The 22766-nt window shown below is 72.7% G+C and carries 18 protein-coding genes; 14 read left to right on the forward strand and 4 right to left on the reverse strand.

The window, feature by feature from the left end; all coding sequences use genetic code 11:
• Window positions 1–155 precede the first annotated feature (155 nt).
• The 4 genes from ACIPRD_RS20645 to ACIPRD_RS20660 form a co-directional block, all read right to left on the reverse strand.
• Entirely contained in the window at window positions 156–2543 is a 2388-nt protein-coding gene (locus tag ACIPRD_RS20645; protein WP_401564858.1) for a DUF3488 and DUF4129 domain-containing transglutaminase family protein, read from the reverse strand.
• Window positions 2540–3904, reverse strand: a complete 1365-nt coding sequence (locus tag ACIPRD_RS20650) for a DUF58 domain-containing protein (protein WP_356398530.1) — start codon at window positions 3902–3904, stop codon at window positions 2540–2542. The genes ACIPRD_RS20645 and ACIPRD_RS20650 overlap by 4 nt, the downstream gene beginning before the upstream one ends.
• A complete protein-coding gene (locus ACIPRD_RS20655) occupies window positions 3904–4983 on the reverse strand; it encodes an AAA family ATPase (protein WP_401564861.1) in 1080 nt (359 codons plus the stop codon). Before ACIPRD_RS20655 ends, ACIPRD_RS20650 begins: the two co-directional genes overlap by 1 nt.
• 312 nt (window positions 4984–5295) lie before the next feature.
• Entirely contained in the window at window positions 5296–5844 is a 549-nt protein-coding gene (locus tag ACIPRD_RS20660; protein ID WP_356398532.1) for a carbonic anhydrase, read from the reverse strand.
• 434 nt (window positions 5845–6278) lie between these two features.
• On the opposite strand from ACIPRD_RS20660, the gene rsmH reads away from it, so the two are divergent.
• From rsmH to ACIPRD_RS20730, 14 genes are all read left to right on the forward strand, one after another.
• Complete coding sequence (gene rsmH / locus ACIPRD_RS20665) at window positions 6279–7235, forward strand: 16S rRNA (cytosine(1402)-N(4))-methyltransferase RsmH (protein WP_356398534.1); 957 nt, start codon at window positions 6279–6281, stop codon at window positions 7233–7235.
• A gap of 64 nt (window positions 7236–7299) precedes the next feature.
• Window positions 7300–7974 (forward strand): septum formation initiator family protein, encoded by a 675-nt coding sequence (locus tag ACIPRD_RS20670; RefSeq protein ID WP_356398536.1) that lies wholly within the window; start codon window positions 7300–7302, stop codon window positions 7972–7974.
• Between the two features lie 5 nt (window positions 7975–7979).
• Entirely contained in the window at window positions 7980–9944 is a 1965-nt protein-coding gene (locus tag ACIPRD_RS20675; protein ID WP_356398538.1) for a penicillin-binding protein 2, read from the forward strand.
• A gap of 168 nt (window positions 9945–10112) precedes the next feature.
• Window positions 10113–11633 carry a UDP-N-acetylmuramoyl-L-alanyl-D-glutamate--2,6-diaminopimelate ligase gene (locus tag ACIPRD_RS20680; RefSeq protein WP_401564867.1) on the forward strand — a complete coding sequence of 507 codons (1521 nt, stop codon included), beginning with the start codon at window positions 10113–10115 and terminating at the stop codon, window positions 11631–11633.
• A 4-nt stretch (window positions 11634–11637) separates the two neighbouring features.
• Window positions 11638–13044, forward strand: coding sequence for a UDP-N-acetylmuramoyl-tripeptide--D-alanyl-D-alanine ligase (murF, locus tag ACIPRD_RS20685; RefSeq protein WP_356398540.1), 1407 nt, complete (start codon window positions 11638–11640; stop codon window positions 13042–13044).
• Entirely contained in the window at window positions 13044–14114 is a 1071-nt protein-coding gene (mraY, locus tag ACIPRD_RS20690) for a phospho-N-acetylmuramoyl-pentapeptide-transferase (RefSeq protein WP_356399106.1), read from the forward strand. The genes murF and mraY overlap by 1 nt, the downstream gene beginning before the upstream one ends.
• The gene (gene murD, locus ACIPRD_RS20695; protein ID WP_401564869.1) at window positions 14096–15538 is read left to right on the forward strand and encodes a UDP-N-acetylmuramoyl-L-alanine--D-glutamate ligase; all 1443 of its coding nucleotides are present in this window, start codon (window positions 14096–14098) and stop codon (window positions 15536–15538) included. The genes mraY and murD overlap by 19 nt, the downstream gene beginning before the upstream one ends.
• A 68-nt stretch (window positions 15539–15606) precedes the next feature.
• Entirely contained in the window at window positions 15607–16959 is a 1353-nt protein-coding gene (ftsW, locus tag ACIPRD_RS20700; protein WP_356398544.1) for a putative lipid II flippase FtsW, read from the forward strand.
• Window positions 16960–16965: 6 nt separating this feature from the next.
• Window positions 16966–18057: an undecaprenyldiphospho-muramoylpentapeptide beta-N-acetylglucosaminyltransferase gene (murG, locus tag ACIPRD_RS20705; RefSeq protein ID WP_356398546.1), complete on the forward strand. Its 1092-nt coding sequence runs from the start codon at window positions 16966–16968 to the stop codon at window positions 18055–18057.
• A gap of 177 nt (window positions 18058–18234) precedes the next feature.
• A complete protein-coding gene (locus tag ACIPRD_RS20710) occupies window positions 18235–19029 on the forward strand; it encodes a cell division protein FtsQ/DivIB (protein WP_401564873.1) in 795 nt (264 codons plus the stop codon).
• A gap of 278 nt (window positions 19030–19307) precedes the next feature.
• Window positions 19308–20531: a cell division protein FtsZ gene (gene ftsZ, locus ACIPRD_RS20715; RefSeq protein WP_401564876.1), complete on the forward strand. Its 1224-nt coding sequence runs from the start codon at window positions 19308–19310 to the stop codon at window positions 20529–20531.
• Window positions 20528–21256 (forward strand): peptidoglycan editing factor PgeF, encoded by a 729-nt coding sequence (pgeF, locus tag ACIPRD_RS20720; protein ID WP_401564879.1) that lies wholly within the window; start codon window positions 20528–20530, stop codon window positions 21254–21256. The genes ftsZ and pgeF overlap by 4 nt, the downstream gene beginning before the upstream one ends.
• 6 nt (window positions 21257–21262) lie before the next feature.
• The gene (locus ACIPRD_RS20725) at window positions 21263–21982 is read left to right on the forward strand and encodes a YggS family pyridoxal phosphate-dependent enzyme (RefSeq protein ID WP_356398554.1); all 720 of its coding nucleotides are present in this window, start codon (window positions 21263–21265) and stop codon (window positions 21980–21982) included.
• Between the two features lie 128 nt (window positions 21983–22110).
• Window positions 22111–22752, forward strand: a complete 642-nt coding sequence (locus ACIPRD_RS20730; RefSeq protein WP_356398556.1) for a cell division protein SepF — start codon at window positions 22111–22113, stop codon at window positions 22750–22752.
• Window positions 22753–22766: the final 14 nt, after the last annotated feature.

Here is a 22766-nt window from a genome sequence, read left to right on the forward strand (position 1 = left end):
GGCCCAGCAGGTCAGTCCGGTGAGGCCGACAGGGCTGAGCCGAGCCGGCGGCCCCGAGCCGACAGGCCCGCGCCGCGCCGGGCGACCCGCGCCGCGCCGACAGGCCCGCGCCGCGCCGGGCGGCTCGCAGTCAGGCCGCCCGGCGTGGCCCGGTGTCAGCCGCGGGGGCCTGTCGGTCGTGGGCGCAGGGGCGGGAGGGCGCTGGTGACGCGGGTGCCGAGGGCCGTCCAGCGGGCCCGGAGCGACCACAGCGCGCGTACCGCGGAGCGCGGCGCGAACCGTGCGCGCAGCCGGGTCCTGCGGTCCGCCGCGCCGTTCAGCGCGGTGACCACCCGGCGCACGTCCTGGGCCAGCCCCGTCACCGGACGCGGCCGGGGCGCGTACAGCACCTGCTCCAGCGCCTCCGCCACCCGGTGCACCGCGGCCCCCGCCTCCGGGTCGAGCCGCCCGAGCCGCACGATCCGGGCCGCCGCCCCGCGCGGGGTCTGCGACTCGTCCGGCACGATCCCCAGGTCCCAGGCGCTGTCGGTCAGCTCCCGCCAGGCCGCCAGCGTGTGCGCCGCCGCGCCCTCCTCGGACCGGTCGCGCCCGCCCAGCCGCAGGGAACGCGCCCGGAGCCGCCACAGCATCGGCGACAGCGGCACCGCGAGGACCGCCAGCGCGCCCAGCGCGATCAGCGCGGCCCACAGCCCGGTCCAGGGACCGCCGCCCCCGCCCGGAACCGCCACCGCGGCGGTCGGGCCGCCGCAGTCGTCCGGCCGGTGGGCCACACCCGCGCAGCGCGCGGCCTCCGAGGCCGCCGCCGACGGCGCCGAGGACGCCCCGCGGGACGGCAGCTCCGGGTCCGGCTGGGCGGTGCCCGGCTTCTCGGACCGCGTGTACGACGGCACGGTCCCCCGGCTCGGGGTGGGCTCGAAGCGGGTCCAGCCCACCCCCTGGAAGTACAGCTCGGGCCACGCGTGCGCGTCCTTCAGGCTCACCGACACCGAGCCGTCCGCCTGCGGAGTGCCCGGCGCGAAGCCGACCGCCACCCGGGCCGGGATGCCGAGGGTGCGGGCCATCGCGGCCATCGTGAAGGAGAAGTGGACGCAGAAACCCTGCTTGTCCCGCAGGAAGTTGGCGATGGCGTCCGGACCGTGCCCGACCTCGACCCGGGTGTCGTAGGTGAAGCCCCCGTCGACCGCGAACCAGTCCTGCAGCCTGACGGCCTCCTCGTAGTGGTTCGCCGCGCCCGCGGTGACCTCCCTGGCCGTGCGGGCCACCACCTTCGGCAGCCGGCCGGGGACCCGGGTGTAGTCCCGCTCCAGCGCGGCCGGCGGCGCCGGGGCCCCGGCCAGCTGCTCCGACGTCGGCCGCACCTCCAGGCTGTCCACCACGTAGGCCGCGCCCCGCGTGGTCTGGCCGTGGTCGCCCACCAGCGTCATCCCCGCGGGCTCGTACCGCCAGTGCCCGCCGATGCGCACACCGCTCGGCGGGTACGGCATCGGCAGCCAGTCCTGCGCGTACCAGTCGGCGGCGTTCACCGTGGTCCTGACCGTGGTGTGCCTGACGTCCGGGGCCAGTCCGGGCGGCGCCGGGAAGACGTCCGGCACGCCCACGATCCGCCGCTGGGCCGGCTTCCAGGTGGTGCCGTCGAAATCGTCCAGGGAGACGATCCGCACGTACAGGTCCGAGAGGTCGTCCGCGCTGGTCCGCAGGGACAGGACCTGCCGGTCGCTGTCCGCGTTCAGGCTGTCCCGCAGGGACACCAGCGGATTGACCGCGGAGATCGTGCCGCCGCCGTCGCCCGCGCCGGCCCCCGCCCCGGCGGGCCCCAGCAGACCCTCCCGCATCGTGGGCAGCGCCATGGGCACCACCAGGGCGACGCCGAGCGCCACCGCGCCGATGCGCCGCCCGGTGCGCACCGGGGCCACCGCGCCGCTCTCGGGGGCGCCCGGAACGCGGGGCGCGCCCGCGAAGACCCGGCCCCACTGCGCCAGCCGGTCCCGGCCCTCCGCGAGCAGCAGCATCAGATAGCCGGCCGCCGCCACCAGGAACCACAGCCAGTCCGCCGCGCCGTCGGACAGCCCGGCGGCCACCGAGTACAGCGCGAGCAGGGGAAGCCCGGCGGGGGCCGCGCCGCGGAAGGTCACCGCGAGGGTGTCCACCAGCAGGTGCACGGCCAGCACGCCGCCGATCAGCATCAGCCGGATGCCGTCGGTGACCGGCGCGGGCGCCGCGTACCTGCTCACGTCGTGCGAGCCCTGCCGGAGCAGCAGGGCGAAGTGCTGCGCGGCGTCCGGACCCGGGACCAGCCCGGCGAGCGCGTGCTCCCGGGCGAAGAACAGGGTCAGCAGCATCACCGAGACCAGGGCCTGGACGGCCACGGTCAGCGGCCGCGCCAGCGGCACCCGCCGGGCCGCCGCGCCCACCCCGGTCTGGGCGGCCACCAGCAGCGCCGCCTGGAGCAGCCACATGGGCTCGGCGACCAGGGGCAGCAGCGCGCAGGCGGCCATCAGCGTCGCCGCCGCGGCGCACAGCGCCAGTCGTGCCCGCCCGCTCATCCCCGTGCCTCCCCGCTCGCCACGGTCAGGCCCGACCGCTCACGGTCCGCCTGCCGCCACAGTCCGTCCAGCGAGGACCCGCGCGGCACGCTCATCGCCGTCCAGCCGGCCTCGCGCAGCATCCGCAGCCGGTCCTCGTGCCGGCCGCCGCCGGGAGCGGGGCCGTCGGCCGTCTCCCGCACCCAGGTGTCCGGGTCCAGCGCGAAGGCGACCGCTCCGCCGCCGGACCGGCACATCCGGGCCGCCAGCGTCGCCTGCTCCTCGTCGAGGTCGCCGAGGAAGGCGATCAGCAGTCCCTCGTTCCCGCCGCGCAGCACGTCGTACGCCCGGGACAGGCCCGCGCCGTCCGAGTGGCCGATCACGGCGAGGGTGTCCATCATCAGCCCGGCCGCGTCCGCGGCCTCCTGGCCGGTGCCCGACCAGCCGTCCGCGCCCTCGCCGGGCACCGCGCTGCCGCTGTCCGTCAGCAGCCGCACCGAGAAGCCGCGTTCGAGCATGTGCGCCAGGACCGAGGCGGCGCCGGAGACGGCCCACTCGAACGCCGAGTCGGGGCCCGCGCCCCGGTAGGCGAGGCTGCGGGTGTCGAGCAGCACGGTGCAGCGGGAGCGGCGCGGCTGCTCCTCGCGGCGCACCATCAGCTCGCCGTGGCGGGCGGTGGAGCGCCAGTGGACCCGGCGCAGGTCGTCGCCGTAGCGGTAGCCGCGCGGGATCACGTCGTCCTCCCCGGCCAGCGCCAGCGAGCGCTGCCGCCCGTCGCCGTACCCGGAGGCCTCGCCGCCGAACCGGACCGGCGTCAGCGGCTCCACGCGCGGTACGACCGTGAGGGTGTCGTACGCCGCGAAGGACCGGGTCAGTTCGCACATCCCGAACGGATCGCTCAGCCGCAGCTGGAGCGGGCCGAGCGGATAGCGGCCGCGCAGGTCGGAGCGGACCCGGTAGGACACCTCGCGCCGGCCGCCCGGTTCGACCCGGTCCAGGACGAAGCGGGGCCGGGGCCCGAGGACGTAGGGCACCCGGTCCTGGAGCATCAGCAGGCCCGTGGGCATCCGGGAGACGTTGTCCATCCGCAGGTGCACACGGGCCTCGGACGCGGCGGGCACGCGCGCGGGGGAGAGGCGGCGGTCCGCGGCCACCCGGTAGCGGGTGCGGTACAGCACGGCCGCGCAGATCAGGGGCAGTACGGCGAGCAGCAGGCCGACCCGCAGCAGGTCGCTCTGGCCCAGCACGTAGGCGCACACGGCCGCGGCGATCCCGGCGGCCAGGAAGGACCTCCCGCGGGTGGTGAGGCCCGCCAGGGCGGTCCGCACACCGCCCGTCTCCCCCTGGCCGGTGTCCGCCCCGTCCGTCCCCCCGGTGTTCATCAGCGGCTCCGCGGGGGCCGCTGCGGATACGCCGGAGCGGATCCCGCGGAGCCGCCCGAGCCGGTCCCCGTCTGCGGGGCCGAGGGGACCGGGGTGCGCTGGATGATCTCCAGCACGACCTGCTCGGCCGTACGGCGGTTCAGCTGGGCCTGGGCGGTGGGCAGCAGGCGGTGGGCGAGGACGGCGGCGGCGAGCGCCTGCACGTCGTCCGGCAGCGCGTAGTCCCGGCCGCTCAGGGCCGCGGAGGCCTTCGCCGCGCGCAGCAGGTGCAGCGTCGCGCGCGGCGAGGCGCCGAGTCTCAGATCGGGGTGGCTGCGGGTGGCCGCCACCAGTTCCACCGCGTATCTGCGGACGGCCTCGGCGACGTACACCCCGCGCACCGCCTCGACCAGCTTCACGATCTCGTGGGCGTGCGCCACCGGCTGGAGGTCGTCCAGCGGGGAGGCCCCGCCGTGGATGTCCAGCATCTGCAGCTCGGCCTCGATGCTCGGGTAGCCGACCGAGACCCGGGCCATGAAGCGGTCGCGCTGGGCCTCGGGGAGCGGGTAGGTGCCCTCCATCTCGACCGGGTTCTGGGTGGCCACCACCATGAAGGGGCTGGGCAGTTCGTAGGTCTGCCCGTCGATGGTGACCTGCCGTTCCTCCATCGACTCCAGGAGCGCCGACTGGGTCTTGGGCGAGGCGCGGTTGATCTCGTCGCCGATCACGATCTGCGCGAACACGGCGCCCGGTTTGAACTCGAAGTCGCGGCGCTGCTGGTCCCAGATGGACACGCCGGTGATGTCCGACGGGAGCAGGTCGGGTGTGAACTGGATGCGCCGCACCGAGCAGTCGATGGACCGGGCCAGCGCCTTGGCGAGCATGGTCTTGCCCACGCCGGGCACGTCCTCGATGAGCAGGTGCCCCTCGGCGAGCAGCACGGTCAGCGCGAGCCGTACGACCTCGGGCTTGCCCTCGATCACACTCTCCACCGAACCGCGGACACGCTCCACGGTGGCGGTCAGGTCCGCCGCCCCCGTACCCGGTTCCACCCGAGCGGGGGGACCCCCGTGGCTCGCCTGATCGTCATAGATCGTCACCCGGCACTCCTCGGCCCGTTTTTTGCCCGGGCCGGCGCTCTGCGATGCGAATCCGGCCCACCCCGAAACACGGACACCGCGCGGAACGGATCAGTTCCGCGCGACGCCACCCCCGCATTCTTGCCGCCGTTACCGATTCGTGTCACTCGCCTGTGGACAACTGCGCGCACGATGTCGGTCTTACGGCTTTTCGACGGTGTATTCGAGCCCGGGAGCGCGGAGTTCCGTCCGGATCGGGTCCGTCCGGGCGTCGCCCCTCGTGCGGGGCGGCACCCGGACGGGCGGCCGGGCCGGGCGCGCCGGCGGCCGGGGTCAGGCCGGGTCGACCTCGCGCAGCAGACCGGTGCGCACGTCGAAGACGAAGCCGCGCACGTCGTCGGTGTGCAGCAGGAACGGCGAGGTACGCACCCGCTGCATGGACTGCCGCACGTCCTGGTCCACGTCGCGGAAGGACTCCACCGCCCACGCCGGGCGCTGGCCGACCTCCATCTCCAGCTCGTGCCGGAACTCCTCGGTGAGCGATTCCAGACCGCACCCGGTGTGGTGGATCAGCACCACGCTGCGGGTGCCGAGCGCCCGCTGGCTGATGGTCAGCGAGCGGATCACGTCGTCGGTGACGACGCCGCCGGCGTTGCGGATCGTGTGGCAGTCGCCGAGCTGGAGGCCGAGCGCGGCGTGCAGGTCGAGCCGGGCGTCCATGCAGGCCACGACCGCGACCTGGAGGACGGGCCGGGCGTCCATGCCCGGGTCGGTGAACGCGGCCGCGTACTTCTGGTTGGCCTCGACAAGGCGGTCGGTCACCGAGTGGCTGCCCGTTATGGCGCCTTCGGATCCAGTGGGAACTGCTGCGGAAGTCGACATACACAAGACGTTACTGGTCGCCTACGGTCCCGGCCCGCTGTGAGAGGGGACAAAGAACGTCATTGCGGCTTGTTGTGAGCTAACCCATACGGAGGGCAAAACAGAGCCGGGCGGGTGAATCACGCCGGATTGCGGCTCCGGTCCGGATGCGCTACGCGACGCGCAGGCCGGTTGATTGACCGCGAGACAGGGTGGACTAAAGTGACGCGAAGCGGGAGGCCCGTCTTCCCTGCTGGTGAAACCCATGGAGACCCGGCACCCGCCCGGTGTCTCCCCGCGTGCGCGGCGCGTACGTACGGCTCGGCCTCCTGCCGCTCCCGGTCGGCTGACGCTTCCGGCGCCGGCCGCCTCCCCTTCACCGGGGGCACCCCGGCGTCGGCCGGGAGGGCGGGGACCCGGCGGTACGTCCGGCCCGCCGGAACTGAGAGGCCCCCTTGAGCCAGAGTCGACACGTCCCGGTGATGCTCCAGCGGTGCCTGGACATGTTGGCGCCCGCCCTCGGCGAGCCGGGAGCCGTGGTCGTCGACTGCACCCTCGGTCTCGGCGGGCACAGCGAGGCACTGCTGACCCGGTTCCCCGAGGTCCGGCTGATCGGCCTCGACCGCGACAAGGAGGCCCTGCGGCTCTCCGGCGAGCGGCTCGCCCCCTTCGGCGAGCGCGCCACCCTCGTGCACGCCGTCTACGACGAACTGCCCGAGGTCCTGGACCGCCTCGGCATCCCCCGTGTGCAGGGCATCCTGTTCGACCTCGGTGTCTCCTCCATGCAACTGGACGAGGCCGACCGCGGGTTCGCCTACGCCCAGGACGCCCCCCTCGACATGCGCATGGACCAGACGTCCGGTATCGGCGCCGCCGAGGTCCTCAACACCTATCCGGCCGGTGAGCTGGTACGGATCCTGCGCGCCTACGGCGAGGAGAAGCAGGCCAAGCGGATCGTCTCCGCGATCGTCCGTGAGCGTGACAAGGAGCCGTTCAGCAACAGCGCGCGGCTCGTCGAGCTGATCCGGGACGCCCTGCCGCAGGCCGCCAAGCGCACCGGCGGCAACCCGGCCAAGCGCACCTTCCAGGCGCTGCGCATCGAGGTCAACGGCGAGCTGTCCGTCCTGGAGCGGGCCATTCCGGCCGCGGTGAAGGCGGTCTCCGTCGGCGGCCGCGTGGCCGTGCTGTCGTACCACTCGCTGGAGGACCGGCTGGTGAAGCAGGTGTTCGCGGCCGGCGCCGCCAACACCGCGCCGCCCGGGCTGCCCGTCGTGCCCGAGCGCTACCAGCCCCGGCTCAAGCTGCTCACCCGCGGTGCCGAACTTCCCACCGAGGAAGAGATCGCCGAGAACCGCCGGGCCGCCCCCGCGCGACTGCGCGGGGCCGAGCGGATCAGGGAGGACGCCGAGTGAGCGAACGGTGCCTGCTGGACGACCGAACCCTCCGGAGGGGCCCGTGCGACCCGCCGGAGGGCCAGTGAGCAGGAAACCCGCGCTGAAGGGGAGGGCGGCCCGGCTGGCCCGGCTCCTGCCGGCCGGCCGCGCCCGGGCGGCCCGCACCCCGTTCGTGCTCCTCGTCGTCCTGCTCCTCGGCGGCGGTCTCATCGGCCTGCTCGTGCTCAACTCCGCGCTCAGCGAAGGCTCGTTCCGGCTGGACGACCTCCAGCGGCGGACGAAGAGCCTGACCGACGAGGAACAGGCGCTCCAGCGGGACATCGACGCCTACTCGTCCCCCGACGCCCTCCAGCGCCGCGCCCGGGAACTCGGCATGGTCCCCGGCGGCGACCCCGCGTTCCTCGGCCCCGGCGGCACCGTCAAGGGCGTGCCCAGCGCCGCCCCCGAGTCCGCCGCCCTCACCGGCCCGCTCGCCCCCGAGGCGCTCACCCCCGGCGCCGGCCACGCCGCCGCCTCCCCGGCCCCGGGCTCCGCCACCGCACCACCGCCGGCCTCCCCGGCGCCGGGATCACCGAGCGGCCCCGCCGCCCCTGCCGCACCCGCCGCGCCGGGGTCCGCCTCCCCGAGGCTCCCGCGGCCCGCGGCCCCGCAGGCCCCCCGGGCCGAGCGGCCCGCGGCCTCCGCGCCGGGCGCCGCCCCGGCGGCACCGCCCGCCACGCTCAAGCCCGCCTCCACCCCGACGACCCCCGGCAGGTGACGGAAGTGTCCGACAGGCAAGCGCCGCGCCGCCGCGTGCCCGGGCCCGCCCGGCCTCCCCGGCCGCGCAACGCCGTGCGGCGGCAGCCCGGCCCCGGGGCCCGCCCCGCCCGCCGCCCGTCCGGCCCCAGGCCCCCGGCGCAGCGCACCCTCCGGCTGGGCAGCCCCCGGCCCCGGCTGCGGCTGGTCGGCCTCGCGCTCACCCTGGTGATGCTCGCCTTCGTCGTACGGCTGCTCCAGGTGCAGGCGGTCGACGCGAGCACCTACGCGGCCAAGGCCGAGCAGAACCGGTACGTGGTGCACACCCTGACCGCCGAGCGCGGCGGGATCACCGACCGCGACGGCGTCGCGCTCGCCGTCAGCGAGGACGCGTACGACATCACGGCCGACCCGATGATGTTCTCCAAGGAGCAGCTGAAGATCGCCGACGGTCCGGAGCAGGCCGCCGCGCTGCTCGCGCCGATCCTGGACCAGGACCAGGCCGACCTCGTGCGCAAGCTCAGGCCCGCCAACACGGCCTCCCGCTACGCCCGGCTCGCCACCCGGCGCACCCCGCAGGTCTGGAAGCAGATCAAGGACCTCAAGGCCGCGCTCGCCAAGAAGGCCGAGCAGGACCCCGCGTCGGCCAACGTGCTCGCCGGGGTCTTCGCCGACCCCAGCAGCCAGCGCGTGTACCCGGGCGGCGAACTGGCCGCGGGACTGCTCGGCTGGGTCAACTCCGAGGGTCAGGGCGGCGGCGGCATCGAGCAGGAGCTGGACAAGCAGCTGTCCGGCAAGAACGGCAAGATCCGCTACGCCCAGTCCGGCGGCCGCGAGGTGCCCACCGCGGGCTCCACCGAGACACCGGCCGTGCCCGGCTCGGACATCGAGCTGACCATCGACCGCGACATCCAGTGGGCCGCGCAGAGCGCCATCTCCGAGCAGGTGAAGAAGTCCAGGGCCGACCGCGGCTACGTCGTCGTCCAGGACACCCGCACCGGCCAGATCCTGGCCATGGCCAACTCGCCCGGCTTCGACCCCAACGACCTGACCAAGGCGCACGCCGACGCCATGGGCAACGCGGCCCTCCAGGACGCCTACGAACCCGGCTCCACCGCCAAGGTGATGTCGATGGCGGCCGTACTGGAGGAGAACGCGGCCACCCCGCTCACCCATGTCGTCGTACCCAACCGGCTGCACCGCGGCGACCGGCTCTTCCAGGACGACGTCGACCACGGCACCTGGCACCTCACCCTCAACGGGGTGCTCGCCAAGTCCAGCAACATCGGCACCATCCTCGCCACCGGCCAGCTCGGCAGGACCCAGCCCGAGGCCAACAAGGTCCTCTACTCCTACCTGCGCAAGTTCGGCATCGGCGGCTACACCGGGCTCCACTTCCCCGGCGAGACCCCCGGCATCCTCGCCGCCCCCGGCAAGTGGTCCACCTCGCAGCAGTACACGATCCCTTTCGGCCAGGGCTTCTCCATCAACGCCATGCAGGCCGCCTCCGTCTACTCGACGATCGCCAACGGCGGCGTGCGCGTCGCGCCGACCCTGGTGCGCGGCACCAAGGGCGCCGACGGCCGCTTCACCCCCGCGCCCCGGCCCGCCGGCACCCGCGTGGTCAGCGCGAAGACGGCCCGGACCCTGGCCCAGATGCTGGAGTCGGTCGTCGACGACGAGCAGGGCACCGGCATCAAGGCCCGCATCCCCGGGTACCGGGTCGCGGGAAAGACCGGCACCGCCAACCGGGTGGATCCGGCCACCGGCCGCTACCACGGCTACACCTCCTCGTTCGCCGGATTCGCCCCCGCGGACAAGCCGCGCATCACCGTCTACTGCGCCATCCAGAACGCCACCAGCGGCAGCTACTACGGCGGCCAGATCTGCGGCCCGATCTACAAGCAGGTGATGGAGTTCGCGCTCAAGACCCTCCAGATCCCGCCGACCGGCGCGAAGGCCGCCAACCTCCCCGTCGACTACAAGCCCTGATCAGCGCCCCCTGAGAGACCCAGGAACGAACCCGTGACAACGATCACCCCGGACCCCGGGAACCAGGGCGCCCCGAGCCCCTCGCTTCGCTCGCAGGCGGGTGCGCCCGGTACGCTCACCGCCGTGCCACACGCTGATCAGTCCCAAACCACCCAGAAGGGCGCTTCCGTGACATATCCGGGACCGCCGCGACCGGTTCAGGTCTCCGCCACCCCCCTCGCGGAACTGGCCGATCAGCTGGGTGCCGCCGCTCCTGCCGGATCCGCCGACGTCACGGGGATCACCCACGACTCGCGCGCCGTCCGGCCCGGTGACCTGTACGCCGCCCTGCCGGGCGCCCGCGCGCACGGCGCCGACTTCGTCACCCAGGCCGCCGGCCTCGGCGCGGTCGCCGTGCTCACCGACCCGGCGGGCGCCGAGCGCGCCGGGGCGACCGGACTGCCGGTCCTCGTGGCCGCCGACCCGCGCGCGGTGATGGGCGAGCTGGCCGCCACGATCTACGGCCGGCCCGGCCGCGATCTGCTCCAGATCGGCATCACCGGAACCTCCGGCAAGACCACCACCGCCTACCTGGTCGAGGGAGGTCTGAAGACCACCCGCGCCACCGGCCTCGTCGGCACCGTCGAGATGCGCATCGGCGAGGAGCGCATCAAGTCCGAGCGCACCACCCCCGAGGCCACCGACCTCCAGGCCCTGTTCGCGGTCATGCGCGAGCGCGGCACCGAGGCGGTCGCCATGGAGGTCTCCAGCCACGCCCTGGTCCTCGGCCGCGTCGACGGCTGCGTCTTCGACATCGCCGTGTTCAACAACCTCAGCCCGGAACACATGGAGTTCCACTCCGGGATGGAGGACTACTACCAGGCCAAGGCGCAGCTGTTCACACCGCGGCGCAGCAGGCTCGGCGTCGTCAACGCGGACGACGAGTACGGCCGCAGGCTCGCGAAGGAGGCGACCGTCCCCGTCGTCACCTTCTCCGCCGAGGGCCACCCGGACGCCGACTGGCGCGCCGAGGACGTCCAGATCGGGCCCATGGACTCGACGTTCACCGCGCTCGGCCCGAACGGCGAGCGCGTGCACGCCAGATCGCCGCTGGCGGGCCCGTTCAACGTGGCGAACACCCTCGCCGCGCTGGTCGCCCTCGCCGTCGCCGGGCTCGACCCGCAGGCCGCCGCCGACGGCATCGCCGCCGTCCCCGGTGTCCCGGGCCGTCTGGAGCGCGTGGACGCGGGGCAGCCCTACCTCGCGGTCGTGGACTACGCCCACAAGACCGACGCGGTCGAGTCGGTGCTCAAGGCGCTGCGCAAGGTGACCAAGGGCCGGCTGCACATCGTGCTGGGCTGCGGCGGCGACCGCGACCAGACCAAGCGCGCCCCGATGGGCGCCGCCGCGGCCCGGCTCGCCGACACGGCCGTGCTCACCTCCGACAACCCCCGCTCCGAGGACCCCCTCGCGATCCTCGCGACGATGCTCCAGGGCGCGGCCTACGTGCCCGCGCACGAGCGTGGCGAGGTGCTCCTCTTCGAGGACCGCGCCGCCGCCATCGCCGCCGTCGTGGGCCGGGCCGCTCCCGGCGACACCGTGCTGATCGCGGGCAAGGGTCACGAGCAGGGCCAGGACATCGCCGGCGTGATCCGTCCCTTCGACGACCGCCAGGTGCTTCGCGAAGCTATCCAGAAGACCCAGGGATGAACTTGTGATCGCCCTCTCCCTCGCCGAGATCGCAGCTGTCGTCGGCGGGCAGACACACGACATACCGGATCCGTCCGCGCAGGTCACGGGACCCGTCGTCCGGGACTCACGTGAGGTGGTGCCCGGCAGCCTGTTCGCCGCGTTCACCGGTGAGCGCGTGGACGGCCACGACTACGCGCGCGCCGTCGTGGACGCGGGCGCGGCCGCCGTACTGGCGTCGCGCCCCGTCGGCGTGCCCGCGATCGTCGTCGACGACGTGCAGAGCGCGCTCGGCGCCCTCGCCCGCCATGTCGTCCAGCGGCTCGGCGCGACCCTCGTGGCGCTGACCGGCTCGGCCGGCAAGACCAGCACCAAGGACCTCATCGCCCAGGTGCTCCAGCGGCACGCGCCGACCGTGTTCACGCCCGGCTCGCTCAACAACGAGATCGGGCTGCCGCTGACCGCCCTGTCCGCCACCGAGGAGACGAAGTTCCTCGTGCTGGAGATGGGCGCCCGCGGCATCGGGCACATCCGCTACCTCACCGGCCTCACCCCGCCGAGGATCGGCCTGGTGCTCAACGTCGGCTCCGCCCACATCGGCGAGTTCGGCGGCCGCGAGCAGATCGCCCAGGCCAAGGGCGAGCTCGTCGAGTCGCTCCCCGCGGACGGGGCGGCGATCCTCAACGCCGACGACCCGCTGGTCCGCGCGATGGCCTCCCGTACCAAGGCGAAGGTGGTCCTTTTCGGAGAGTCGGCCGAAGCGGACGTTCGGGCCGAGAACGTGCGACTCACGGACAGCGGACAGCCTTCCTTCAGGCTTCACACACCCTCCGGTGCAAGCGATGTGACCATGCGCCTGTACGGTGAGCATCACGTGTCGAACGCGCTCGCCGCGGCCGCCGTCGCCCATGAGCTGGGCATGCCCGTGGACGAGATCGCCACCGCGCTCTCCGAGGCGGGCTCCCTCTCCCGCTGGCGCATGGAGGTCACCGAGCGACCGGACGGCGTGACCATCGTCAACGACGCCTACAACGCCAACCCCGAGTCCATGCGGGCCGCCCTCAGGGCACTCGCGGCCATGGGCAAGGGGCGCCGCACGTGGGCCGTGCTCGGCAAGATGGCCGAGCTGGGGGACGAGGCGCTCGCCGAGCACGACGCCGTCGGACGGCTCGCCGTCCGGCTCAACGTCAGCAAGCTCGTCGCGGTCGGGGGCATCGAGGCCTCCTGGCTGCAACTGGGCGCATATAACGAGGGTTCGTGGGGTGAGGAGTCGGTGCACGTGTCCGACGCACAGGCGGCGGTCGACCTGTTGCGCAGCGAGTTGCGCCCGGGAGACGTCGTACTCGTGAAGGCGTCCCGGTCGATCGGGCTCGAGAGCGTGGCGCAGGCGCTGGTCGAGAACGGTACCGAGGGTGAGGTTGCCGCCCGATGATGAAGCAGATCCTGTTCTCAGGAGTCATCGGTCTCTTCCTGACCCTGATCGGCACCCCGTTGCTGATCAAGCTCCTGGCCCGCAAGGGCTACGGCCAGTACATCCGTGACGACGGCCCGCGCGAGCACGCCAGCAAGCGCGGTACGCCGACCATGGGCGGCATCGCCTTCATCCTGGCGACGATCGCGGCGTACTTCCTGAGCAAGCTCATCACCGGCTACCCCCCGACCTACTCCGGACTGCTGGTCCTGGGCCTGATGTTCGGCATGGGCCTGGTCGGCTTCCTGGACGACTACATCAAGATCGTCAAGCGGCGGTCGCTGGGTCTGCGGGCCAAGGCGAAGATGGCCGGCCAGCTGATCGTCGGCATCTCCTTCGCGGTGCTGTCGCTGATGTTCGCCGACAACCGCGGCAACACCCCGGCCTCCACCAAGCTGTCGTTCATCACGGACTTCGGCTGGTCGATCGGCCCGGTGCTGTTCGTCGTCTGGGCGCTGTTCATGATCCTCGCGATGTCGAACGGCGTGAACCTGACCGACGGTCTGGACGGCCTCGCCACCGGCGCCTCCGTCCTCGTCTTCGGCGCCTACACGTTCATCGGCGTCTGGCAGTTCCAGGAGTCCTGCGCCAACGCGCAGACCCTGACCAACCCGGCCGCCTGCTACGAGGTCCGCGACCCGCTCGACCTCGCCGTGGTCGCCTCCGCGCTGATGGGCGCCTGCCTGGGCTTCCTGTGGTGGAACACCTCGCCGGCGAAGATCTTCATGGGCGACACCGGTTCACTCGCCCTCGGCGGTGTCCTCACCGGCCTGGCCATCCTCTCCCGCACGGAGCTGCTGGTGGCCATCATGGGCGGCCTGTTCGTCCTCATCACCATGTCGGTGGTCATCCAGGTCGGCTCCTTCCGGCTCACCGGGAAGCGCGTCTTCCGGATGGCACCGCTCCAGCACCACTTCGAACTCAAGGGCTGGTCCGAAGTCCTTGTCGTGGTCCGCTTCTGGATCATCCAGGGCATCTGCGTCATCGTCGGACTGGGCCTCTTCTACGCAGGATGGGCAGCGGACAAGTGACCTCCTCGGTGCCGGCTGGGTCTTCCGACTTCCAGGGCAAGCACATCACCGTCGCGGGTCTGGGCGTCTCCGGCGTCCCGGCCGCCAGGGCGCTGCACGAGCGCGGCGCGATCGTCACCGTCGTCAACGACGGCGACGACGCCCGCGCCCGCGAGCAGGCCGCACAGCTGGAGGCGCTCGGCATCACCGTGCGCCTCGGCGACGGCGACACCCTGCCCGACGGCACCGAGCTGATCGTCACCGCGCCCGGCTGGAAGCCCGACAAGCCCCTGTTCCTCGCGGCCGCGGAAGCGGACGTGCCGGTCTGGGGCGACGTCGAGCTGGCCTGGCGCCTCAGGGGTCCCGGCGCGGCCCCCTGGCTGGCCGTCACGGGCACCAACGGCAAGACCACGACCGTGCAGATGCTCGCCTCCATCCTGAAGGCGGCGGGCCTGCGCACGGCCGCGGTGGGCAACATCGGCGTCTCCCTGCTGGACGCGGTCCTCGGCGAGGAGGAGTACGACGTCCTCGCCGTGGAGCTGTCCAGCTACCAGCTCCACTGGGCGCCCTCGGTACGGGCGTACTCCGCGGCCGTCCTCAACCTCGCGCCCGACCACCTCGACTGGCACGGCTCGATGGAGGCCTACGCCGCCGACAAGGGCCGCATCTACGAGGGCAACAAGGTCGCCTGCGTCTACAACGTCGCCGACGGGCGCACCGAGGACCTGGTGCGCGAGGCCGACGTCGAAGAGGGCTGCCGGGCCGTCGGGTTCACCCTCGGCACTCCGGGACCGTCCCAACTCGGCGTGGTGGAAGGCCTCCTGATCGACCGGGCCTTCGTGGAGATGCGGCACAAGAACGCGCAGGAACTGGCCGAGGTCTCCGACGTCGACCCGCCGGCCCCGCACAACATCGCCAACGCCCTTGCCGCGGCGGCCCTCGCGCGCTCCTTCGGGGTGCCCGCGAGCGCCGTACGCGACGGTCTGCGGGCCTTCCGGCCCGACGCGCACCGCATCGCGCACGTCGCCGACATCGACGGCGTGGCGTACGTCGACGACTCCAAGGCGACCAACACCCATGCCGCGGAAGCCTCGTTGGCGTCCTATGAGCAGATCGTATGGATTGCCGGCGGTCTGGCGAAGGGCGCCGAGTTCGACGAGCTGGTCGCGAGGTCCGCGAAGCGGCTGCGCGGTGTCGTCCTGATCGGCGCCGACCGCGGGCTGATCCGCGAGGCCCTGGCGCGACACGCCCCGGAAGTACCCGTCGTCGACCTCGACCGGACCGACACTGAGGCGATGCTCCAGGCGGTGACGGAGGCGCGGCGGCTGGCCCGGCCCGGCGACACGGTGCTGCTGGCCCCGGCCTGTGCCTCCATGGACATGTTCACCAACTACAACCAGCGCGGTGACGCGTTCGCGGAGGCGGTCCGCGGACTCGGCGCCTGACCCCGGCCGCCCGCCGGGCGGATCTTGGGAGGGACGCGTGGGACGGTCGACGTTCAGTGGAGGCGTTGATGCCCGGTAGCCGAACCGGCGGGCCACCCGTGCAGCGGGCGCCCCGCCGGCCCGCCGCCCGGCCGGTGCGGGACAACCCCCTGCGCCGGCTCCACACGCGTGCGCAGAAGGCCTGGGACCGCCCGCTGACCGCCTACTACCTGATCCTCGGCGGCAGCCTGCTGATCACCGTGCTGGGGCTGGTGATGGTCTACTCGGCCTCCCAGATCACCGCGCTGCAGCTCTCCCTGCCCGGCTCGTTCTTCTTCCGCAAACAGTTCCTGGCCGCGCTCATGGGCGGCGCCCTGATGTTCGCCGCCGCCCGCATGCCGGTGAAGCTGCACCGCGCCCTGGCCTATCCGATCCTGGCCGGCGCCGTCTTCATGATGGCCCTGGTCCAGGTCCCGGGGATAGGCGTGTCGATCAACGGCAACCAGAACTGGATCTCCCTCGGCGGCTCCTTCCTGGTCCAGCCCAGCGAGTTCGGCAAGCTCGCGCTGGTGCTGTGGGGCGCGGACCTGATCGCCCGCAAACAGGAGAAGCGGCTGCTGGCCCAGTGGAAGCACATGCTCGTGCCGCTGGTGCCGGTGGCCTTCCTGCTGCTCGGACTGATCATGCTCGGCGGCGACATGGGCACCGCGATCATCCTCACGGCGATCCTGTTCGGCCTGCTGTGGCTGGCCGGCGCCCCGACCCGGCTGTTCGTCGGCGTGCTGTCGATCGCGGCCGCGATCGGTGTGATCCTCATCAAGACCAGCCCCAACCGGATGGCGCGCCTGGCCTGCATCGGGGCCACCGAACCCAAGGCCGGAGTCACCGACTGCTGGCAGGCCGTGCACGGGATCTACGCGCTGGCATCCGGCGGACTGTTCGGATCCGGCCTCGGTGCCAGTGTGGAAAAATGGGGCCAACTCCCGGAAGCCCACACCGACTTCATCTTCGCGGTCACCGGTGAGGAACTGGGCCTCGCGGGGACGCTGTCGGTGCTCGCCCTGTTCGCGGCTCTAGGCTATGCGGGTATCCGCGTGGCCGGACGCACGGAGGACCCCTTCGTGAGGTACGCCGCGGGAGGCGTGACCACGTGGATCACCGCCCAGGCGGTGATCAACATCGGTGCGGTGCTCGGCCTGCTGCCGATCGCCGGGGTCCCGCTCCCGCTGTTCTCCTACGGAGGGTCAGCCCTGCTGCCGACCATGTTCGCCATCGGGCTGCTGATCGCCTTCGCACGCGACGAGCCCGCTGCGCGGGCGGCGCTTGCGATGCGGCAACCCCGCTTTGGTAGAAAGCGGAGTGCCGGGGGCCCCACGGGGTCCCGGAGATGGAACACGATGCGACGGCGTGCCTCGGCGGCGCGCTCGTCCGGAGAGCGGTGAATTTCGGTGCATGTCGTACTCGCCGGCGGGGGAACCGCGGGCCACATCGAGCCCGCGCTCGCCCTCGCGGACGCCCTGCGCAGGCAGGACCCGACCGTGGGGATCACGGCCCTGGGCACGGAACGGGGGCTGGAGACCAGGCTCGTGCCGGAGCGCGGCTACGATCTGGCGCTCATCCCCGCGGTGCCGCTGCCCCGCAAGCCCACGCCTGAGCTGATCACCGTCCCGGGCCGGCTGCGCGGCACGATCAAGGCCGCTGAGCAGATCCTGGAGCGCACCAAGGCGGACGCCGTGGTCGGCTTCGGCGGCTACGTCGCCCTGCCCGGCTACCTGGCCGCCAAGCGCCTCGGTGTGCCCATCGTCATCCACGAGGCGAACGCCCGCCCCGGCCTGGCCAACAAGATCGGCTCGCGGTACGCCGCCCGGGTCGCCGTCTCCACGCCGGACAGCAAGCTGCGCGACGCCCGCTACATCGGCATCCCGCTGCGCCGCTCCATCGCCACCCTGGACCGTGCCGCGGTCCGCCAGGAGGCACGCGCCCGCTTCGGCCTCGACCCCAACCTGCCCACGCTGCTGGTCTCCGGCGGCTCCCAGGGCGCCCGGCGCCTCAACGAGGTCGTCCAGCAGGTCGCCCCCTGGCTCCAGCAGGCCGGCATCCAGATCCTGCACGCGGTCGGCCCGAAGAACGAGCTGCCGCAGGTGCACCAGATGCCGGGGATGCCCCCGTACATCCCGGTGAGCTACCTGGACCGGATGGATCTCGCCTACGCCGCGGCCGACATGATGCTCTGCCGCGCCGGCGCGATGACCGTCGCCGAGCTCTCCGCCGTCGGACTCCCGGCCGCCTACGTCCCGCTGCCCATCGGCAACGGCGAACAGCGGCTCAACGCCCAGCCGCTGGTCAAGGCCGGCGGCGGACTCCTCGTCGACGACGCCGAACTCACCCCCGAGTGGCTTCAGCAGAACGTGCTGCCCGTCCTCGCCGACCCGCACCGGCTGTACGAGATGTCCCGTGCCGCCGGTGAGTTCGGCCGCCGGGACGCCGACGACCTGCTCGTCGGCATGGTGTACGAGGCGATCGCCGCCAACCGGCACTAGCATCGGCGGATGAGCCGGAGGAGCGCGCCGCGGCCGGAAGGCCGCGGCCGCGCCTTTCCCGCTCGGACGCAACGAGGAGCCCGGGGAGCGCGAAGGCACGGAGCGCCGCGCGCCGCCGGGCTCCCGGCACCGGCCGGGGCGCCCCGGAGGCGGCCCCGGCCAGGAAAGGGAGCACGCGTGGCCGGACCGACGACCGCCGAGCGCGGTGAACGCCAGCAGGAGTCGTCCGGACCCCCGCCGGTCCGGCGCCCGCTACGGCCGCGCCTTCGCGGGATCGTCGTCCTGGCCGTGGCGCTCGTCCTCCTCGGAGCCGGTTCCGTCTGGGTGTTGTACGGCTCCGAGTGGCTGCGGGTGCGGCACGTCCCGGTGTCGGGCACCCGCGTGCTCACCCCGGCCGAGGTGCGCGCGGCCGCCGCCGTACCGGTCGGCGCGCCCCTGGTCTCCGTCGACACCGACGCCGTCGCGGCCCGTGTCCGGCGCACGTTGCACCGGGTCGACACGGTCGATGTCGTCCGGTCCTGGCCGCGTGCCATCACCCTGAAGGTCACCGAGCGCACCCCGGTGCTCCTCGTACGCCGGGGCGGCGGTTTCACCGAAGTCGACCACGACGGCGTCCGGTTCGCCACGGTCGTCCGGGCGCCCGCCGGCGTGCCCGCGCTGGAGATGGCCGCGTCCCGGTCCGGTCCGGGCGCCGCGAGCTTCCGGCGCTTCGGCACCGACCGGCTGGTGCGGGAGGCCGTACGGGTCGCCGGAGACCTGCCGGCGGCGGTCGCGAAGAGCGCACGGGCCGTCAAGGTCCGTTCCTACGACGACATCTCACTGGAGCTCGGCGACGGCCGCACGGTGGCGTGGGGGAGCGGCGAGGACGGCCGTGCCAAGGCACGGGCCCTCACAGCTCTCATGAAAGCATCTCCCGGCGCACGGCACTTCGATGTCAGCGTTCCCACCGCCCCTGCGTCAGCCGGGAGTTGACGCACATCAGCGCAGGCCAGCACCCTGGTTGGGCACTGCTACGGCTGATCACATAGGGTGAAAAGAAAAACGGGAGGTTCGGCGTGTTCGTTGAACGGGCGCCGCTTGTCGACTTAGTGTCCTGTTCAGAAGACTCCAGGGAACAGACACACTGGTAACCCTAAACTTCAGGTTCAGGGTTCGGGTCGGCGTTCGGACCGTCCCATTCGGCATCCGTCGTCCCGGTACGGGCAACCGCCCGGCGACGACAACGTAATTCGAGGCGAGAGGCCTTCGACGTGGCAGCACCGCAGAACTACCTCGCAGTCATCAAGGTCATCGGTGTCGGCGGCGGTGGTGTCAATGCCATCAACCGGATGATCGAAGTCGGTCTCAAGGGTGTCGAGTTCATCGCCATCAACACCGACGCTCAGGCGCTGTTGATGAGCGACGCCGACGTCAAGCTCGACGTCGGCCGTGAACTCACCCGCGGACTCGGTGCCGGCGCCAACCCGGCCGTCGGCCGGAAGGCCGCCGAGGACCACCGCGAAGAGATCGAGGAGGTCCTCAAGGGGGCCGACATGGTCTTCGTGACGGCCGGCGAGGGTGGCGGCACCGGAACGGGCGGCGCGCCCGTCGTGGCCAACATCGCGCGCTCCCTCGGCGCCCTGACCATCGGCGTGGTCACGCGCCCGTTCACCTTCGAGGGACGGCGCCGCGCGAACCAGGCCGAGGACGGCATCGCCGAGCTGCGCGAAGAGGTCGACACCCTCATCGTGATCCCCAACGACCGGCTGCTGTCCATCTCGGACCGCCAGGTCTCGGTCCTGGACGCCTTCAAGTCCGCCGACCAGGTCCTGCTCTCCGGTGTCCAGGGCATCACCGACCTCATCACCACCCCCGGTCTGATCAACCTCGACTTCGCCGACGTCAAGTCGGTCATGTCCGAGGCCGGTTCGGCCCTGATGGGCATCGGCTCCGCCCGCGGCGACGACCGCGCGGTGGCCGCCGCCGAGATGGCGATCTCCTCGCCGCTGCTCGAGGCGTCCATCGACGGCGCCCGGGGCGTCCTGCTCTCCATCTCCGGCGGCTCCGACCTCGGCCTGTTCGAGATCAACGAGGCCGCCCAGCTGGTCAGCGAGGCCGCCCACCCCGAGGCCAACATCATCTTCGGCGCCGTCATCGACGACGCCCTCGGTGACGAGGTGCGGGTCACCGTCATCGCGGCCGGCTTCGACGGCGGCCAGCCGCCGGCCCGCCGGGACAACGTCCTCGGCTCGGCCTCCGGTTCGTCCTCCGGGTCCTCGGCGTCCGCGCGGCGCGAGGAGCCCGCTCCGGCCCGGCACCAGCCCGAGCGCCCGTCGTTCGGCTCGCTCGGCAGCGTGACGCCCAAGGAGGAGCCGGCACCCGCCCCGGTCCCCGAGCCGGCGGCCGAGATCCCGGTCGCCCCGCCGGTGCCGCAGTCCCGCTCCTACGCGGACAGCGGGATCGAGGAGCTGGACGTGCCGGACTTCCTGAAGTGATAGGACAGCGCGAAAGCGCGAGCGGCGCGCACTTCGCCTTCACCGACAGGTGGGGCGGGGTGAGCGCCGCTCCGTACGCTCAGCTCAACCTCGGCGGCGCGGTCGGCGACGACCCCGCCGCGGTGCGTGCCAACCGCGACATCGCGGCGGGCTCCCTGGGCCTGGACCCGGAGCGGGTCGTGTGGATGAACCAGGTGCACGGCGCGGGTGTCGCCGTGGTGGACGGGCCCTGGGGCGAGAAGCCGGTGCCGGAGGTCGACGCGCTCGTCACCGCCCGCCGCGGTCTCGCCCTCGCCGTGCTCACCGCCGACTGCGTCCCCGTGCTCCTCGCCGACCCGGTCGCCGGTGTCGTCGCGGCGGCGCACGCCGGACGGCCCGGGATGGTCGCGGGCGTCGTCCCCGCCGCCGTCGAGGCGATGGCCGCGCTCGGGGCCGAGCCGGGGCGGATCGTCGCCCGGACCGGACCCTGCGTGTGCGGCCGGTGCTACGAGGTCCCGGAACCGATGCGCGCCGAGGTGGCGGCCGTGGAGCCCGCGGCGCACGCGGTGACGAGCTGGGGCACACCGGCGGTCGACGTGAGCGCCGGAGTGCACGCGCAGCTCGAACGGCTCGGGGTGGACGACCGGGCGCAGTCCCCGGTGTGCACGCTGGAGTCGGACGATCATTTCTCTTACCGCCGCGACCGCGCCACCGGGCGCCTCGCGAGCTATGTGTGGCTGGACTGATGGGGTATGACGGACCGTAGGACCGAACTCGCCGCGAACCTGGCGAGCGTGGAGGAGCGCATCTCGGCCGCCTGTGCGGCGGCGGGGCGCGACCGGGGGGACGTGACCCTGATCGTGGTCACCAAGACCTACCCGGCGAGTGATGTGCGGATCCTGGCCGAACTCGGCGTGCGCGATGTCGCCGAGAACCGCGACCAGGACGCGGCGCCGAAGGCCGCCGCCTGCGCGGACCTGTCGCTGAACTGGCATTTCGTGGGGCAGTTGCAGACCAACAAGGTCCGTTCCGTGGTCGGTTACGCCGACTTCGTGCAGTCGGTCGACCGGGACCGGCTCGTGTCGGCGCTCTCCCGGGAGGCCGTGCGGGCCGGGCGCGAGGTGGGATGCCTCGTCCAGGTCGCCCTCGACGCGGGCGAGAGCGCGCGCGGCGAGCGGGGCGGCGTGGCTCCCGCCGGGATCGAGGAGTTGGCCGCGCTCGTCGCCGGGGCACCCGGACTGCGGCTCGACGGACTGATGACCGTCGCACCCCTGACCGGGGAGTACGCGGGAGACGAACGGGCCTCGTTCGAACGGCTCATGGATTTGTCGACTGACCTGCGCCGAGCCCATCCGACTGCAACCATGGTGTCGGCAGGGATGAGTGCGGACCTCGAGCAGGCCGTGGCGGCCGGAGCGACACATGTGCGCGTCGGCACTGCGGTACTCGGAGTCCGCCCCAGGCTCGGGTAACGTCGCCAGGAAGTCGGACCACAGCAGAAAATATGGTCAGTGCCACCGAAGACGGGCACAACGACCACGTGGATCGCGGGAACTTGGCAGTCGTCACCCGATCCACCACAGAGCGGAGGACTCAGAGCATGGCCGGCGCGATGCGCAAGATGGCGGTCTACCTCGGCCTCGTGGAGGACGATGGGTACGACGGCCGGGGATTCGATCCCGACGACGACTTCGAGCCCGAACTGGACCCGGAACCCGAGCGGGACCACCGGCGGCACGAGCCGTCGCACCAGTCGCACAGTGCACATCAGCCCCAAAGGGACGAATCGGTGCGAGTGGTTCAGCCCCCCGCGCCTCGTGACCCGGTCTCCCATTCCGCCTCACTGGGCGCCGAATCGGGGCGCCCGGCGCGGATCGCGCCCGTGGCGTCCATCACACAAGAACGTCAGCCCCTGGAGAAGAACGCGCCGGTGATCATGCCCAAGGTCGTGTCCGAACGAGAGCCGTACCGGATCACCACCCTCCACCCGCGGACCTACAACGAGGCCCGTACCATCGGGGAACACTTCCGTGAGGGCACTCCGGTGATCATGAATCTCACGGAGATGGACGACACCGACGCCAAGCGACTTGTCGACTTTGCGGCCGGTTTGGTCTTCGGTCTCCACGGCAGCATCGAGCGGGTGACGCAGAAGGTGTTCCTGTTGTCTCCTGCTAACGTCGATGTCACGGCGGAGGACAAGGCCCGCATCGCAGAGGGCGGGTTCTTCAACCAGAGCTGAGACGTTCCACCGGT

Source organism: Streptomyces sp. NPDC090108, from assembly GCF_044747185.1.
In the GTDB taxonomy this organism is placed as follows: Bacteria; Actinomycetota; Actinomycetes; order Streptomycetales; family Streptomycetaceae; genus Streptomyces.